A 15,537-nucleotide genomic window follows, 5' to 3' on the forward strand; every position below is an offset into this window, starting at 1 on the left:
TTGCTATGTTTGGGTGGCTGCAACTTGACAATTTACAAACTCACTCTCTATATCCCTAAAATTGATGAATTCCAAGATGAGAGTTTTTCACTTTCTGCGAGGTAATACGACCGGAGCTTCATTCGGTCTTTGTCAGCGGTCTCAAGGGGATCTAACGCCAAGCTAAGGGAGATGTGAATGCTCAGTAAACTTCAAACACAGAGAACGTATGCACTCGTCGGTCACGGCGGGTGCGGAAAAACATCAGTGGCCGAAATGCTGCTCTTCAATACCGAAACCATCAATCGATTGGGGAAGATTGAAGAAGGTACGACGACTCTGGATTTTGAGCCCGAAGAGGTGAAACGCAGGGGGAGCGTTCAGCCTGGGTTTGCCGCGTTTTCCTGGAACAAAAATCAGCATTTTCTTGTGGATGTGCCTGGGGACGGATCGTTTAACGGCGATCTGGCATATATGCTTCAGGCGGTTGACGGGGTTGTGTTCGTTGTGGATGCCGTGGATGGGGTCAAACCGCTGACGAAAAAATTGTGGCGTGAAGTTGAGAAACTGCGTTTGCCAACGATTTTTTTTATCAACAAAATGGACCGCGATCGTGCCGATTTCGACATGGCTTTGAACGGTATTCGGGAACAACTTGGAGTGAAGCCGTATCTTCAAAATTTGCCGATTGGCAGCAAAGAAGATTTTAAGGGTGTTGTCAACATTCTCGAAAACAAAGCATATTTCTTTGATGAAAACGGTGGTGTCACCGTTGGAGAGCCGCCCGAAGACATGAGCGAAGCCATTGAAGCGCTGCGCGAAACCATGGTTGAAGAAATCGCTGTCTGCGACGAAGAACTCATGGAACGGTATTTTGAAGAAGGCAGCTTGCCCGTGGAAGATCTTCAAGCGGCGACCAGACAAGCTGTTGTCTGCTCCGAGCTCTATCCTGTCTGCGCTGGCGCAGCGCTCAAAGGAATGGGAGGCTCGCGTTTGTTGACAGCCATTCAAACATATTTCCCGTCTCCATTGGACAGCGCCACAGGTGAAAAGGAAATTGAATCTGTCGATGGCGACTTTCGAGCGGTTTCCGTCGATGAACCGCCAGTGGGGATTATTTTTAAAACGCTCTTTGATCCCTTTGCCGGTCAGTTGTCCATGATGCGTGTGCTGACAGGGACCGTTTCGTCCGACATGACGCTGTTCAATCCTGGAAAAGACGAGAAAGAGCGTTTGGGACAATTGTTGTTGCCCTTGGGTAAAGAGACCGTCCCGCTCAAAGAATCGGTTGGCCCCGGTGCTATTGTCGCTATCGCCAAACTCAAGAATACGTCCACAGGCGATACATTGTGCGATGAAAAAGCACCGTTCAAAGTTATGTTGCCGTCCTTGAATAATCCGATGATTACATATGCCCTGGCTCCCAAGGAAAAGGGCGAGGAAGACAAAGTCTACTCGGCCATTCAGAAGCTTTTGGAAGAAGATGTGACCTTGCGCCTGACGCGTGACGAAGAAACAGGTGATATCTTGCTTTCGGGTATGGGACAATCGCATATCGAAATTGCCGTTGAAAAGGCCAAGCGTCGTTTTAAAGTGGATATTGTGCTTAAAGCACCGAAAATTCCCTACCGAGAAACCGTCAAGGGGAAAGTCGAGGTGCAAGGGCGCCACAAAAAACAAACAGGTGGACGTGGCCAGTTCGGCGATTGTTGGATTCGCGTGGAGTCTTTGACTCGTGGCTCCGGTTACGAATTCCATGACGCCATTGTTGGCGGTGCTATACCTAAACAGTTTATCCCGGCAGTCGATAAAGGGGTCCAGGAAGCGTCTCGGAAAGGACCTATGGCCGGATATCCGTTGGTAGACTTCAAAGTGACTCTGTATGATGGATCGTTCCATACGGTTGATTCGTCTGAAATGGCCTTTAAAGTTGCCGGGTCGTTGGCGTACAAGGCTGCCTGCGAAAAATTGAAGCAAGTGTTGCTTGAACCCATTGCGTTGATCACGGTTTCGATACCGGATGAATTCATGGGAGATGTCATTGGTGACCTGTCTTCGCGGCGTGGAAAAGTGCTTGGCTCGGATTCGACAGCCGGGGTCACGGAAGTGCAGGCACATGTTCCCATGAGCGAAATTCAGGAATATGCGAAAACACTCAGCTCCATGACAGGGGGCTTGGGTATGTTTTCTCTTGATTTCGACCATTACGAAGAGTGCCCTCCCATTGTGGCCGAAAAAGTCGTGGCCGACAGCAAGCCCGCTGAGTAATCTGCTTCTTCTTTGTGTTTCAATCACGGGAGCTTCCTGCATTGCAGGGAGCTCCCTTTTCTATTATGATACACCTTGTCTATATAATGATCGTTGTAACAGGAATGTTTCGCAGATATTTCTTTTTTGATCACATCGTGTTGTCCTCGCTTTTACGATGTAACACGCTGTTTTCCTCATGGTAAAATCTGGTTTCACGAAGAACAATGGAGTGCTCCAGGATTTTCGTGTAAAGAAGCTGTGTGAGATAGTTTCCTATACGTGCAGATGAGGCAATGCATGGCCACGGTGCTTTTGGTTGATGACGACCGTATATTGAGCGAGACTCTTGGTATTTTTCTTCGCAAAGCCGGGCATGAAGTCGGTAAGGCAAGGACGTTGCATAAGGCCCGAGAACTCCTTTGTGAAGGAGAATTCGATGTGGTGTTTCTTGATATCCATCTTCCCGATGGAAAGGGACTGACCCTTATTCCTGATATTAAACGCGCACCATCGACCCCTGAAGTCATTATTGTAACGGGGGAAAATGATCCTCAAGGGCCGGAGCTTGCCATAAAAAATGGTGCATGGGACTATATCCAGAAGCCTGTCACCTGGAAGACTCTGGAATTACCCTTGGTGCGGGCTTTGGAATATCGAAGCCATAAGATAGCCAAAAAACCAAAAGTTGCACTCAAACGTGAAGGTATCATCGGCAACAGCCCGCGAATCGAGGCCAGTCTGGACCTTGTCGCACAGGCTGCCGATTCCGATGCCAGTGTACTCATCACAGGAGAAACCGGGACGGGCAAAGAGTTGTTTGCTCGTGCAATTCACGCCAATAGTGCCCGCGCTGGCGAAAATTTTGTGGTGGTAGACTGTGCTGCTTTGCCAGAAACTCTCGTGGAGAGTGTTCTTTTCGGTCATAAAAAAGGCGCTTTTACCGGGGCAGATCGCGATCGCGAAGGATTGGTCGGTATGGCCGACGGTGGGACGCTGTTTCTCGATGAGATTGGCGAATTGCCCACCTCGCTGCAAAAGGCGTTTTTACGTGTCTTGCAGGAGCGCCGTTACCGGCCTGTAGGCTCAAAAACCGAGCGGGAAAGCGATTTCCGCATGGTGGCGGCCACAAACCGAGACCTTGGAGAAATGGCGGGGAACGATACCTTTCGAAGTGATTTGTTGTACCGGTTACAAACCATGGTTATCCATTTGCCTGCCCTGCGTGACCGCAAGGAAGATATCAAACCGCTGACTGTAGCCCATATGAATCGGTTATGTGACCGATATCGTATTCCGACAAAAGGGTTTTCTGAAGAGTTTTTTCAGACGTTGCGAGAGTTGACCTGGCCTGGAAATATTCGTGAGTTATTCAACACGCTTGAACGTGTGTTGCTCCAACACCGAGATCAGCCGGTCTTATACCCCAAGCACCTTCCCGATGAAATTCGTATTCAAGTCTTACGTGCAACCGTAAATACTCGGGCCGACGTTTCCGATGTTTTGGCTGCAGGCGTTGACTTGCCACTTGGGGGCAATCGATCCATGCCGCCATGGAAATCGTTTCGTCGAGAGGTATTGGAAGGGGCAGAAAAACGATATGTTCAAGAATTAATGTTGCTTTGTCAGGGGCAAGTGAAGGATGCCTCGCTAATGTCAGGATTATCCGTGTCTCGCTTATATGATTTAATTCGAAAATATCAGATTGGCACACGTCTCACTCGGTGAGTGCTTTTTTTTCGTAATAATTCCTTTTTTTTCGTAATTTATTCCATTTTTTCAGTAAAACATCATCGCAATAGTGAAAGAGCTTTTGGGATTTGTCTTGAAAACGCTGGCTTTTTTGAGGAGAGAGGTGTTGGCCCGGTAATTGCTAAATAGAGAAGCAAGAGACGGCAATGAATAGTTGTTGTTCAGACCTCTCCTTCAACTCCTGCGCAGGGGGCCTTCGGGCCCCCAATCAATTTTCTCTTCTGGAATATTCAAATTTCCCTTATGCCTTGAAGTTATGCTAACCCTAGCGTATCCCCTGTGAACAGAAGACGGATGGGGAAAATTCTATGAAATCAGGCGCACAGGGATGCGTCCTGCGCAAACTCATTTCGGCAAGGAGAGTAGTGATTTGCGTATCGTCATTGTCGGCGCAGGTGAAGTTGGCTTTCATCTCGCTGAACGCTTTTCGCGCGAAAACAAAGACGTTGTTGTAATTGATTTGAGTGGCGTAGCGCTCAAACGCGTCTCCGAGAATCTAGATGTTCAGACAATAAAAGGGTCTGGATCAAGTCCACGAGTACTAAAAGACGCGGGCATTACAGGAGCGGAAGTCCTTCTTGCCGTAACCAACAGCGACGAAATCAATCTTATCGCCTGTTTTTTTGCCAACGAACTCTCCCCGCAAACACGGAAGATCGTTCGTATTCGAAATGACGAATATACGGATTTCAAAGGGGCGCTGGCAAAAGATCTGCTCAATATTTCCATGGTCATCAATCCTGATGTTGAGGTCGTGAACTCTATTCTTCGTATCATCGAAGCCCCTGGCGCCGTTGAGGTCAAAGATTTTGCCGATGGTCGGGTAAAAATGATCGGAGTTCCGCTCCCTGAAGGATCGGAATTTGATGGCATGAAGCTCATGCACCTGCGTGAGCACTTGGATGGTTTGCATATTATAATTGCGGCCATTATTCGCGATGATCGTCTTATTATCCCCAAAGGAAGTGATCGACTTCGATCTGGAGATCTTATTTATCTCGTCTGTCAGGCCGGAGACTTGTTGGAATCGCTCAAGTTGTTCGGTGCTCGAGGACAGTCCATTCGCAATGTGTTGATCATTGGCGGCGGTAAGATTGGGTATCTCTTGGCCAAAGCTCTCGATAGTCGTTCCATCAATACAAAAATAATCGATATGGAACCACGGCGTGGCGATTTCCTGTCGAGTGAACTGGACAAAGCTATTGTCCTTTTGGGGGATGGAACAGACCATGAGCTGCTTCAAGAGGAAAATATAGCGGATATGGATCTTGTTGTTGCTTTGACCGGCGACGAAGAGACGAATATTTTGTCCTGTCTGCTCGCCAAACGTCTTGGAGCTGCCAAAACAATTACGCGGATCAACAAGTTTGCGTATATGCCACTGGTCAAGGCAATAGGTGTTAATCACATCGTCAGCCCCCGTCTGTCTGCTATTAATTCCATTTTACATAATATTCGAAAAGGCAAAGTGATTTCAGCCGTATCAATCAAGAATGATGAGGCCGAAGTCCTTGAAGCCGAAGCGTTGTCTTCGTCTGTTCTCGTTGGCCGTCCGCTCAAAGATTTGAGTTTGAATAAAGTGGCCTTGCTTGTATGTATTATTCGGGGAGAGTCCGTCATTATTCCCATGGGGGAAACCGTTATCAAACCCAAAGACCATCTCATCATTTTGTCCACGCAAAAAAATATACCGCGTGTTGAGCAATTTCTCGCCGGTCAAGCGGAGAGCTAGCCGTGCGATGGAAATATGTTTTTCATGTCATTGGCGTGTTGATTGCGGCGATAGGGCTGTGCATGCTGCCGGCTCTCGGCTTTTCCGTCTATTATAACGATGCCGGCCTGACTCCGCTGCTCATGTCGACTGTAACAAGCCTTTTTGCCGGAGGCCTGCTGTTTCTGGTGTTTTTTCCTCGTGGCGAGAAAGTTGCCCAGCTTAATCACCGTGAAGGCATGGCAATCACCACTCTGGGCTGGACTGCAGCAACGGTCGTCGGAGCGCTTCCGTTCTTTTTTGGCGATATTTTTCCCAATGTGACCGATTGTCTGTTTGAATCAATCTCCGGTTTTTCGACGACCGGGGCATCGGTTCTGACTGATATTGAAGCCGTTCCCAGGGGAATTCTTTTTTGGCGGAGCCTGACGCATTTTCTTGGTGGTATGGGAATTATTGTTCTCTCGATTGCCATTCTTCCGTTTCTTGGGGTCGGAGGAATGCAGCTCTACAAAGCTGAAGTTCCTGGCCCTATTCCTGACAAGCTCAAACCTCGGATTAAAGATACGGCGATGGTCTTATGGAAGGTGTATATTCTTTTTTCCATTATAGAGACCATTTTGCTTATGTTCGGAGGAATGGATGTATTCGATGCCCTGTGTCATACCTTCGGGACGATGGCAACGGGAGGATTTTCCACAAAAAACGCTTCCGTGGCAGCATTTGATAGTTCCTATATTGATTGGGTTATCACTTTCTTCATGCTCGTTGCAGGGATCAACTTTGCATTGCACTATCAGATGATCAAAGGCCGCCCTATGGCCTTATGGAAAGATCCGGAATGCCGTTCGTTTCTTTTGCTTTTTGGCATTGTCACATTGATCATCATTGTCGCGGTATATGGTGTCAATTATGACTCGGTCAACAGTTCCGCTCGATTCGGCGCGTTTCAAGTCGCATCGATTTTGACAACCACCGGCTATGCAACGGCTGATTATGAACTTTGGCCCCCCATTACGCAGTGCTTACTGCTTTTTTGTATGTTCCTCGGTGGATGTGCCGGTTCGACAGGTGGAGGCATGAAGATCATGCGTATCATGCTTCTCCTGAAGCATTGTTCGCAAGAACTTGTTCGTGTGATTCACCCTCGCGCGGTCGTTCGCGTCAAGTTTGGGGGGAAAGTCGTTCCTGCCGAAGTTATGCACGGCGTGTGGGGATTTACTGTCCTTTGGCTTGGTTTGTTGTTTGTCACCAGCTTCCTTGTCGCCGGCACAGGGGTTGACGTTGTGACCTCCTTCGCTTCGGTGCTTGCGTGTATAGGAAATATTGGTCCTGGTATCGGCAACGTCGGTCCGACTGAAAACTATGCAGGGATCCCTGGTTTGGCGAAATGGGGGCTTATGCTTTGCATGCTCCTTGGCCGTCTTGAAATTTATACCGTTATTATTTTGTTTGTTCCTGGGTTTTATAAAAAATAGTTGGAGATGCCTCTAACGGACTGGGGGGAACGTAGGGGAGGAATTCCTCGTTTTTCTTCTTGGACTGTCTCTCCCATTTTTTTCCCTTTCTCTCGATTTGTGTCACGAGGACAGTATGCGTGGCCTATGGGAGAAGGAGATAATATATCACAAAAGCAGAAGGGAGAGAACGAGATATTTTTTTTCAAAAGAATATCTCGTTCTCTCCCTTCTGCTCAGTACCGCCGGAAGCGGTATGAACTCTAAAAATTCAATTTTTTCCGAATTTTTTCCATTGTGCGTTCAGCACATATTCTTGCTTTGGCATTCCCGTCGGACAGAATATCCCACACAAGGTTCTTATCTTTTTCTAAGGCCGAGCGGCGTTCAAGGAAAGGCTCCATAAACGCAGACAGGCCGGTAAAAAGCAGCTTTTTACAGTCTCCACATCCCCATGTGGCGTTTTTGCAGCCTTCGATAATTTCCGGGAAGTGAGATTTGTCGGTGAAGAGCTCGTGGTACGGAAACAAGTTGCAATCGTCGGGATCACCTGGATCCTGAAGTCGAGCTCGCTTGGTGCAGGTGAGCATGCTCATGATTTTTTTCTTGAGACTCGGGATAGACTCGGACAGAGCAATGGAGTTGCCGTAGCTTTTGCTCATTTTGCGCCCATCAAGTCCGGGAAGCTTGGATTGGGGGGTAAGCAGGGCTTCGGGTTCGGGAAAATAATCCCCATTCAAATGGTTGAAACGCCGAGCGATTTCACGTGTCAGCTCAAGGTGCGGAAGCTGATCATGGCCGACCGGAACCGCTTTAGGGAGATACATCAGAATATCGGTTGCCATAAGAACAGGATACCCAAGAAAACCGTAGGTATTCAGGTCTTTGGCAGCAAGCTGTTCGAGCTGATCTTTATACGTTGGATTGCGTTCAAGCCATCCTACTGGAGTAACCATGGAAAGCAAAAGATGGAGTTCCGCATGTTCCTTGATTTGAGACTGCTGGAACATGACACAGCGTTCGGGATCCATTCCGGCGGTGATCCAATCTTTGACGAGATCGGGAATAAAACCTTTGATTTTTTTCGGCTCGGCATATTCGGTTGTGAGGGCATGCCAATCGGCTACGAAGAAGAAGCAGTCATACTCCTGTTGCAGCTTGACCCAGTTGGCCAGAACGCCAAAATAGTGACCGAGATGAAGAGGGCCAGTGGGACGCATTCCCGAGACAATGCGATTGTTTGGTTTGGGCATTTCGAACCTCGCTAAAGTTTGAGATGGGCCGACATCAGTCGGCTTTCAGATCAGGCGTGGATTAGGATATCCAGGAAGTGGCGGCAAGCATCGTCATATACAGGAATTGGACGCCAGGTAACAGGATTCGTCCGAGAAGCCCGAAGATGGCAAGCGCAAGGATAATAAGAAAGCCATAGCGGCCGAATTGCATAAATTGGTATGCAGCATGGGGCGGAAGTAAGGCTGCAAGAATCTGGCTGCCATCGAGCGGAGGAATGGGAATGAGGTTGAAGAGGCACAGAATCAAATTGATCTGAATGCCTAACTTCGCCATCTCAAATACCGGGACGAAGATCGTCTGCTGCCACTCTGGCGGAATGATGGTGATAAAATGTGGTATAAGTCTGGACAGGATTGTAAAAAGAAAGGCCAAAAATAAATTTGTCATCGGCCCGGCTAACGAGACAAGAATAACCCCTTTTCGCTGATCTTTGAAATATCGAGAGTCAACGGGAACGGGTTTGGCCCACCCGATCATTTGGGTGACGATAAAAGTCAGTGTCCCCAGAAAATCAAGGTGTTTAATAGGGTTGAGGGTCAGTCGTCCGGCATTTTTAGCGGTTGGGTCGCCTAAAAGGTAGGCAACATATCCGTGGGCGACTTCATGACATACAACAGCCAAAAGCATCGGAACAGCCATCAAGGTGATGAGCTGAATTGTATGAGCGATATTTGACATGGGCGGCGGGTAGCATGTCCTGGTGAAGGGGGCAAGAAAAAAGACGGAACACGTACAAAATGGGCGGGTTGAAATCGTAATTTCAAACCCGCCCCGTCGTAAAAATTCCGGGCACTAGTAACGTCGAGAAAAGAAGAACGTCTCTGTTAAGACGCTTTTTTCTTTTGCAACGCGAGACTGACTTTCGACTTGAGTTCTCCCAAGTCCACGGACTTGACGACATAGTAGTCGGCCGCAATAGACTTGAGGTCATGTTGAAAGCTATCGTAGGCTGTACTCAGGATGACCGGCAAAACCTGGTCTTTTCCGCGGATTTCCTGCAAAAGATCCAGGCCGGAGCGGTTTGGACCAAGCTTGATGTCCAATACGACGACATCTGGATTTTCGCGTTGAAGCAGGTTGAGGATATCTTCCTCTCCGTCAGAGGTGACAACCTCATAACCTTCACCCTCAAGCTCTTCTTGATAGAGCATGCGAATATGTTTTTCGTCGTCTACGACTAGAACTTTCTTACCGCTCATAAGCTGTATCTCCTTACCCGTGAGGTTGGGGCGTGCTTTGAAACCAAATCTGACATCATTATATGCTTAAAAAAAACGCTTCGGTCAACACGTTTTCAAAGGACTACCGAAGCGATGTACCAGCGAGTGAAATCCGAATCAAGGAGTTGCGTGTGATTACAGTCATTATTGAGCCCGATGAAAACGTCTTGACTTTCCCAAGGTTGAATACAGTATTGCAACTTCTAGGGAAACTTGGGTTCAAGCGAAACGATGCGCTTGTTATTCGCGAAGGGGAACTTTTGACCCCAGACAGAAAATTTCGCGATGGCGACACGATCCGCATCCGCCCAGTCATGTCTCGAGGTTAAGTATCAGGTCTGCAGGGCCTGTGGCGTTACGGTTTGTTGACGTTTTACAGGAGAGAAGTGACCGCCGTGGCGGTCCGAAGTAACAAAAGGCAGTTTGAAGCATGAAATGTCGTCGTTGCGGTGAAGTCGCCGCCGTGTGTTTACCCAGCCATCATACCGGATTTTGTCCTGATTGTTTTCTCACGTTTTTTGAGCGCCAAGTCGCCAGGGCCGTGGAGAAAAAGAAAATGATCGCTCCGGGAGATCGTGTGCTTGTCGCACTCTCCGGTGGTAAAGATTCTCTTGCCCTGATGCATGTGTTGTCTCGGTTGGAATATAATGTCACCGGACTGCATATTGATCTTGGCATTGGGGAGTCGTCGAGACAGGCGAGAACATTTGTAGAATCATTTTGCCAAAAACATGGTTTTCCGTTCATGGTGTTTGAAACAGCTTCGGCCGGATTACCAATTCCTGCAGTGAAAGCCACGGTCAAACGGCCTATTTGTTCCGTATGCGGTAAAATTAAACGGCATTATTTTAACAGAATTGCGTATGAAGAGGGCTTTGACGCATTAGCAACTGGACATAACCTGGATGATGAAGTCAGTCGTCTTTTTGCTAACACACTCCGTTGGGATACGGCGTACTTGAGCGATCAAGGCCCGGTCTTACCGGCGGAAGGCAAATTCGTGCGAAAAATTAAACCGTTGTATAGAAATTCTGAATTCGAAACCGCAGCCTATTGTTTTCTCAATGGTATCGAGCACGGCAAGCATCCATGTCCCTATAGTCCGGGAGCGTCGTTTACCGGGCATAAAAAAATGTGGTCGGAGCTTGAGAATACGAGTCCAGGGTCGAAATTATCGTTCTATGAACTGTTTCTGAAACAGGGGAGACCCGCTTTTGAAAAGCACGCTGATCATAACGGAGAAAAGCTTGTTGCGTGTGCGGAGTGTGGTTTTCCAACAACGTTTGAACAATGTGGAGTCTGCCGCATTCGAGCGCAGGTTGCGCAGTCTGTAAACACGGCCGACAACACATGATTCGACGTTCCAGGAGGAAGAGTCATGATGAAAAGAGGCAGCCAGGTGTTGTTTTCGGGCTGGTTTTGTTCTGTGCAGTGGCGTGCAGGCATGTCGGTTGACGAAGAAACCGGTGGCGGACCTGAAAAAAAGCAGGAGACCGCCACGAAAAACGATGTCAATTCAGAAACGACAACATCGGAAGAAAATACGCAATCCGGCAACGCGAAGTCAGAAACACCAGACGTTTCTGCTCCAGATAGTCCTGAGTCCGATGTGGCACAACACGAAGAAAAACAGAGCGCCGAATCAGCTCCTGAGGATGTCCCCGAAGCGAATCAGCCCGCATCGGAGACTCTGCCCGAGGAGACAAATACCCCGACTGGAGGAGATGGCGTTACCGATACGCCTTCAGCATCACACGATGAAGCCGTGATCGACGAGGTACAGGACGATCATGGTGGACCTGAAGAGAAGACGTCTCCCTCAATGAATACAGCGGAAGATATTAAACTGGAAACAACGGAAGAAACGCAAAATGCTGTTCCCGGAAGTTCTCGGCGCATGTTCATTCTGCTCGGCGCCGTTGCGGCAGTGTTGATTGTCATTGGGTTGATGCTTGGGAAGACCAATACGACCACGACGGATGTTCAGCAGACAACGGCAACCCCGAGTCCTGATGCCCAGACGGCAACGGAGACAAAGCCGACAACAGCCGCAGAGCCTAGCAAGAGTGAAGCGACTCCAACGCCGGCCGATAGCGTTATACAAACCGTGACACCGCCTCCTCCATTATCTTCAACTCCCTCCGCTGAGCCTGGGATGATGGGGCACATGCAAGAGAGCCCCATGACGGCGACAGAGAGTGCAAGCCAGACTGCATCGAATTGGCCCGAGGGGGGAGAGTCGGGACATGATGAAAGTATGGCTGGTATGGGCAATGAAGGGATGGGGCAGGAAACTGGCCAGGGTGCGGGCGCAGCATCGACGCTATCTCTTTCTCCCGATTCATCCATGTCACAGGCTGTTGGCTCTGGCGAAGAGCAAAGCCAAGAGCAAAAAGGAATGGGGATGGAATCAGGAAGCAGTGTGATGGAACCTGAGACCGTAGACCAGACCATGACAACGCAGGACGATATGTCGGGTTCGCAGGAAATGGAAAGCAGTCCTCAAGCCAATACTCTCGAACCCACCGTTTCTTCACCTCAAAAAAAGCCTTCTGTTCCTGAGTGGGTGTTGCCCATTTGGCGTGCCCCGCTTGATGATGCCCACCCTGTTTTGCCTGATTACCGTATGCCCGGTCGTCAAAACGTCTATCCCGGAAATACAGTGACAGCCTGGCTTGCTCGAACAGGGCAATCTGGTGTCGCTTTAGGAAACTTATCGGCATATCTTGCCTTGCCTGGAGATGTTATTCCCGGGAAGCAGGGAAGTATTGCGTTCGCATTCAGTCCGGCCGCCGGGATTGCCCGAACGTATTCTTTGCCAAATCCCGATCACCACGGACCGATGGGGCGACCGGTGCTCGCTGGATATCTCTTGGATTCTATGGGGTTTGACACAGGCGTACACGGTGCCTTTCGTCTTGTTCTCAATCCGGTTCAGAACGCGTTGGCGTTTGCCATACGTCGTCCAGGCGGTATTCTTGAAGCACGATGGCGCTATCCGAAAGGGCTTTTTGCTGACTCAAAAGCGTGGCATACCATCGTTGTCTATTGGGGAGACGAGGGCATGGGAATTATGGTCGATGGTCTCGAAGTTGCCCATCATATCGGTCCCGTCCATGTAAGCGCGACTGGACCATGGTTTCTTGGACATGGACGGCCTTTCGGTCCTGATGGTCCACGTTCTATGATGGGCCGATATAAAGACGTTGCAGTATACAATGATCCCTATCCATTGGGTGCATCGAAATAAAAAATAAGAATGCGTCGGAAGCGTATTTCCGATGCATTCTTTTCTGGATCGGTGGGGGGCCGGACGTATAAGCCTTCTTTCGCCTAGTCAACAGACGGGCGGAATGGCTAGGGTATCCCGGCCTCCACCGTATTTCCCTTTCATAAAAAGAATAAGCACTGTAAGGCCCGATGACAAGGTTGGTAGAACCTTGCCAACCGTGTCGTGTATGCGTATTGGAGACAGCGCACCCGCGACGCGGCTGTCCCGGGTCTGTGTCAACGCTGTTACAAAAGCCGGATATGCTTATGCGCGAACTTATTCTTATTCAAGTGTACGGGCCCGACAGGCCTGGTTTGACGGCCAATTTGTGCGCGGCAATGGCCTCGTATGATATTGCTATTCTCGATATTGGCCAGTCCGTTATTCATGAAAGTCTTTCGCTGGGAATGCTCATTTCCATACCGCCTACGGCTGAATCCGCTCCTGTCATCAAGGAATTGCTGTTTACGGCTCATAAGCTTGGAGTTGATATCAGATTTACTCCCGTTGATGAGAACGACTATAGTGCTTGGGTCGAGGCAGAAGGCAAACCGCGTCATATTGTCACGTTGTTAGGGCGTCAAGTGACGGCGAAGCAGGTTGCTGCCATCTCTCAGCTTCTGGCCGAGCATAATTTGAATATTGATGTCATCACGCGTTTGACTGGAAGGCCCCCTCTCGGGGGAGCCGAGTCCAGGCGATTGGCATGTGTCGAATTTTCCGTACGTGGTCAGCCCCATGATATTAATGGGTTGCGCGGCGCTTTCTTGCGTTTATCGGGTGATTTGCAAGTGGATATTGCCTTTCAGGAAGATAGCGTCTTTCGTCGAAACCGGCGTCTTGTTGCGTTTGATATGGATTCTACACTGATTCAAACAGAAGTTATCGACGAGTTAGCTGTTGAAGCCGGTGTGGGAGACCAGGTTAAGGCCATTACCGAGTCGGCCATGCGTGGAGAAATCGACTTTAAACAAAGCTTGCGTCGGCGCTTACGTTTACTCAAGGGGCTCGACGAGTCCCGTCTCCAAGTTGTTGCCGACCGGTTGCCCATGACGGAAGGGGCCGAGCGTCTTATCGTGAATCTTAAACGATTTGGTTATAAAATTGCTATTATTTCCGGTGGGTTTACCTATTTCGGTGAGTTGTTGAAAAAGCGTCTCGGCATTGACTACCTGTACGCAAATCGTCTTGCTATCGAGGATGGCGTGGTGACAGGGGAAGTTGTTGGAGAGATTGTCGACGCGACGAGGAAAGCCGAATTTTTGAAAGAGATTGCCATGAAAGAAAATATAAGCTTACAGCAGGTCATTGCTGTCGGCGATGGTGCCAACGATCTTCCTATGCTCAACCTTGCCGGACTTGGTATTGCATTTCACGCCAAACCCGTCGTCAAGAAAGGGGCACGTCAGTCTATCTCGACGTTGGGGCTGGACAGCATTCTGTATCTTGTGGGTGTACGTGAACGTGACATCGTGGAATAGCCTGTTTTTTCAGGAATAATCTTGTTGTTTTGCATGTGCATCTCTGTTGCGAAGAAGAAAAAATACAATTGTAACATAAAAATACTTTACAATGACGTGTTGAATGCGTAAATAACCCGCGCTTCCTTTGAACGGCGTCGCTCGACGCGCTTTTTGCCGTTGTACGTTCAAAAGATCATTCCAACCATGAAGCCGCACCCTCCGAACAGGCCTTGGCCTGATCGGATTTTTTCGGCTTGAGAGGTGAAGCATCATGCAAAATGAAGTGACTGAGGAAAATCATTCTGTGCCGGCCGGGTTGTGCCGTCTCGTAGCGGAACTGCTGCCTACGGGATATCATCCTGCTTCGACAGGCGGAAAGGACATTGCTCGCGACCGGTACTTTCATGTTGCCGACTCCTGTGGCCGGCGGCGAACCTTCTCATATGACATGGATATGCTGGATTCCCTGTATTCGGAAATTCGCAAACTTGCCGTAGAGGTTCGCCGTATTGAACATTGGCGGAAAAAAAATGCTATCACTGAAGCAGATATCGATCGGTTAGCCAGCCATTTGTGTTCCAACCTTCCGAAAACGAAAGGAACACGGTGGGGCAAAGCAGAAGAAGGTTTTGTCTCCAGTTGTTGTCAGTCTCATATTCCGGCAGGTTGCTGGTGGATACATGAAGATTCTGCCTTTCAAGGATCTGTCCCCGAGGCCGTACAATGTATTGGTTCGGATAAAATATTTACTACTGCGCATGATTTTGCTCGATACCTCATAGAACTGAAAGAAAATCGTTTTGAGCGGGTATTGACGCATTAGTCAATGTAGTAACTGACTTTTTGTAAAAAAAGCGCCTCTGAAACACCATACGTTTCAGAGGCGCTTTTTTAATTACATCATAAAAATGGTAATCATTCTTTTTGTTAAATAATAGCATGCATTTGTCATTGTATTGTCATTACGTCTTCTTGTGAAAAAGGTTAGTGCCCTGCAGTGCTTTTGTTTTCTCCATGAAAATCTAATGAAAAATAAGAAAATTTTGTATTCGACAAATAATAAGTTTTTTGGGCATAAGAGGAAACGATAGTCAAGGTCCTTCCTGCTATCGTTTGAATACCGTCAAAGGCAGAGGATAGT

At 48.6% G+C, this 15,537-nt stretch carries 12 protein-coding genes; 9 read left to right on the plus strand and 3 right to left on the minus strand.

Annotated elements, in window-relative coordinates; all coding sequences use genetic code 11:
* Positions 1 to 177 precede the first annotated feature (177 nt).
* The 4 genes from fusA to G451_RS0102255 all read left to right on the plus strand — a co-directional run bounded on the left by fusA (position 178) and on the right by G451_RS0102255 (position 7,167).
* On the plus strand, positions 178 to 2,247 hold the full coding sequence (gene fusA / locus G451_RS0102240) for an elongation factor G (RefSeq protein ID WP_027182995.1): 2,070 nt from the start codon (positions 178 to 180) through the stop codon (positions 2,245 to 2,247).
* Positions 2,248 to 2,526: 279 nt separating this feature from the next.
* Positions 2,527 to 3,954: a sigma-54-dependent transcriptional regulator gene (locus G451_RS0102245; protein WP_027182996.1), complete on the plus strand. Its 1,428-nt coding sequence runs from the start codon at positions 2,527 to 2,529 to the stop codon at positions 3,952 to 3,954.
* A 394-nt stretch (positions 3,955 to 4,348) separates the two neighbouring features.
* Positions 4,349 to 5,710: a Trk system potassium transporter TrkA gene (trkA, locus tag G451_RS0102250; RefSeq protein WP_027182997.1), complete on the plus strand. Its 1,362-nt coding sequence runs from the start codon at positions 4,349 to 4,351 to the stop codon at positions 5,708 to 5,710.
* Positions 5,711 to 5,712: 2 nt separating this feature from the next.
* The gene (locus tag G451_RS0102255) at positions 5,713 to 7,167 is read left to right on the plus strand and encodes a TrkH family potassium uptake protein (RefSeq protein WP_027182998.1); all 1,455 of its coding nucleotides are present in this window, start codon (positions 5,713 to 5,715) and stop codon (positions 7,165 to 7,167) included.
* Positions 7,168 to 7,409: 242 nt separating this feature from the next.
* On the opposite strand, the gene trpS is transcribed toward G451_RS0102255, so the two are convergent.
* From trpS to G451_RS0102270, 3 genes are all read right to left on the minus strand, one after another.
* The gene (gene trpS, locus G451_RS0102260) at positions 7,410 to 8,399 is read right to left on the minus strand and encodes a tryptophan--tRNA ligase (RefSeq protein ID WP_027182999.1); all 990 of its coding nucleotides are present in this window, start codon (positions 8,397 to 8,399) and stop codon (positions 7,410 to 7,412) included.
* Between the two features lie 61 nt (positions 8,400 to 8,460).
* The gene (locus G451_RS0102265) at positions 8,461 to 9,120 is read right to left on the minus strand and encodes a site-2 protease family protein (protein WP_027183000.1); all 660 of its coding nucleotides are present in this window, start codon (positions 9,118 to 9,120) and stop codon (positions 8,461 to 8,463) included.
* Positions 9,121 to 9,266: 146 nt separating this feature from the next.
* Positions 9,267 to 9,641, minus strand: coding sequence for a response regulator (locus G451_RS0102270; protein WP_027183001.1), 375 nt, complete (start codon positions 9,639 to 9,641; stop codon positions 9,267 to 9,269).
* Between the two features lie 152 nt (positions 9,642 to 9,793).
* Between G451_RS0102270 and G451_RS0102275 the strand changes: the two genes are divergently transcribed.
* From G451_RS0102275 to G451_RS0102300, 5 genes are all read left to right on the plus strand, one after another.
* Positions 9,794 to 9,991, plus strand: a complete 198-nt coding sequence (locus tag G451_RS0102275) for a ubiquitin family protein (protein ID WP_027183002.1) — start codon at positions 9,794 to 9,796, stop codon at positions 9,989 to 9,991.
* A 101-nt stretch (positions 9,992 to 10,092) separates the two neighbouring features.
* Entirely contained in the window at positions 10,093 to 11,016 is a 924-nt protein-coding gene (locus G451_RS0102280; protein ID WP_027183003.1) for a PP-loop family protein, read from the plus strand.
* A gap of 24 nt (positions 11,017 to 11,040) precedes the next feature.
* Positions 11,041 to 12,912: a hypothetical protein gene (locus G451_RS0102285; protein WP_027183004.1), complete on the plus strand. Its 1,872-nt coding sequence runs from the start codon at positions 11,041 to 11,043 to the stop codon at positions 12,910 to 12,912.
* 287 nt (positions 12,913 to 13,199) lie between these two features.
* Positions 13,200 to 14,414 carry a phosphoserine phosphatase SerB gene (gene serB, locus G451_RS0102290; protein WP_027183005.1) on the plus strand — a complete coding sequence of 405 codons (1,215 nt, stop codon included), beginning with the start codon at positions 13,200 to 13,202 and terminating at the stop codon, positions 14,412 to 14,414.
* Between the two features lie 253 nt (positions 14,415 to 14,667).
* Positions 14,668 to 15,219: a hypothetical protein gene (locus G451_RS0102300; RefSeq protein ID WP_027183007.1), complete on the plus strand. Its 552-nt coding sequence runs from the start codon at positions 14,668 to 14,670 to the stop codon at positions 15,217 to 15,219.
* Positions 15,220 to 15,537 lie beyond the last annotated feature (318 nt).

Source organism: Desulfovibrio inopinatus DSM 10711, assembly GCF_000429305.1.
GTDB classification, from domain to species: Bacteria; Desulfobacterota; Desulfovibrionia; order Desulfovibrionales; family Desulfovibrionaceae; genus Alteridesulfovibrio; species Alteridesulfovibrio inopinatus.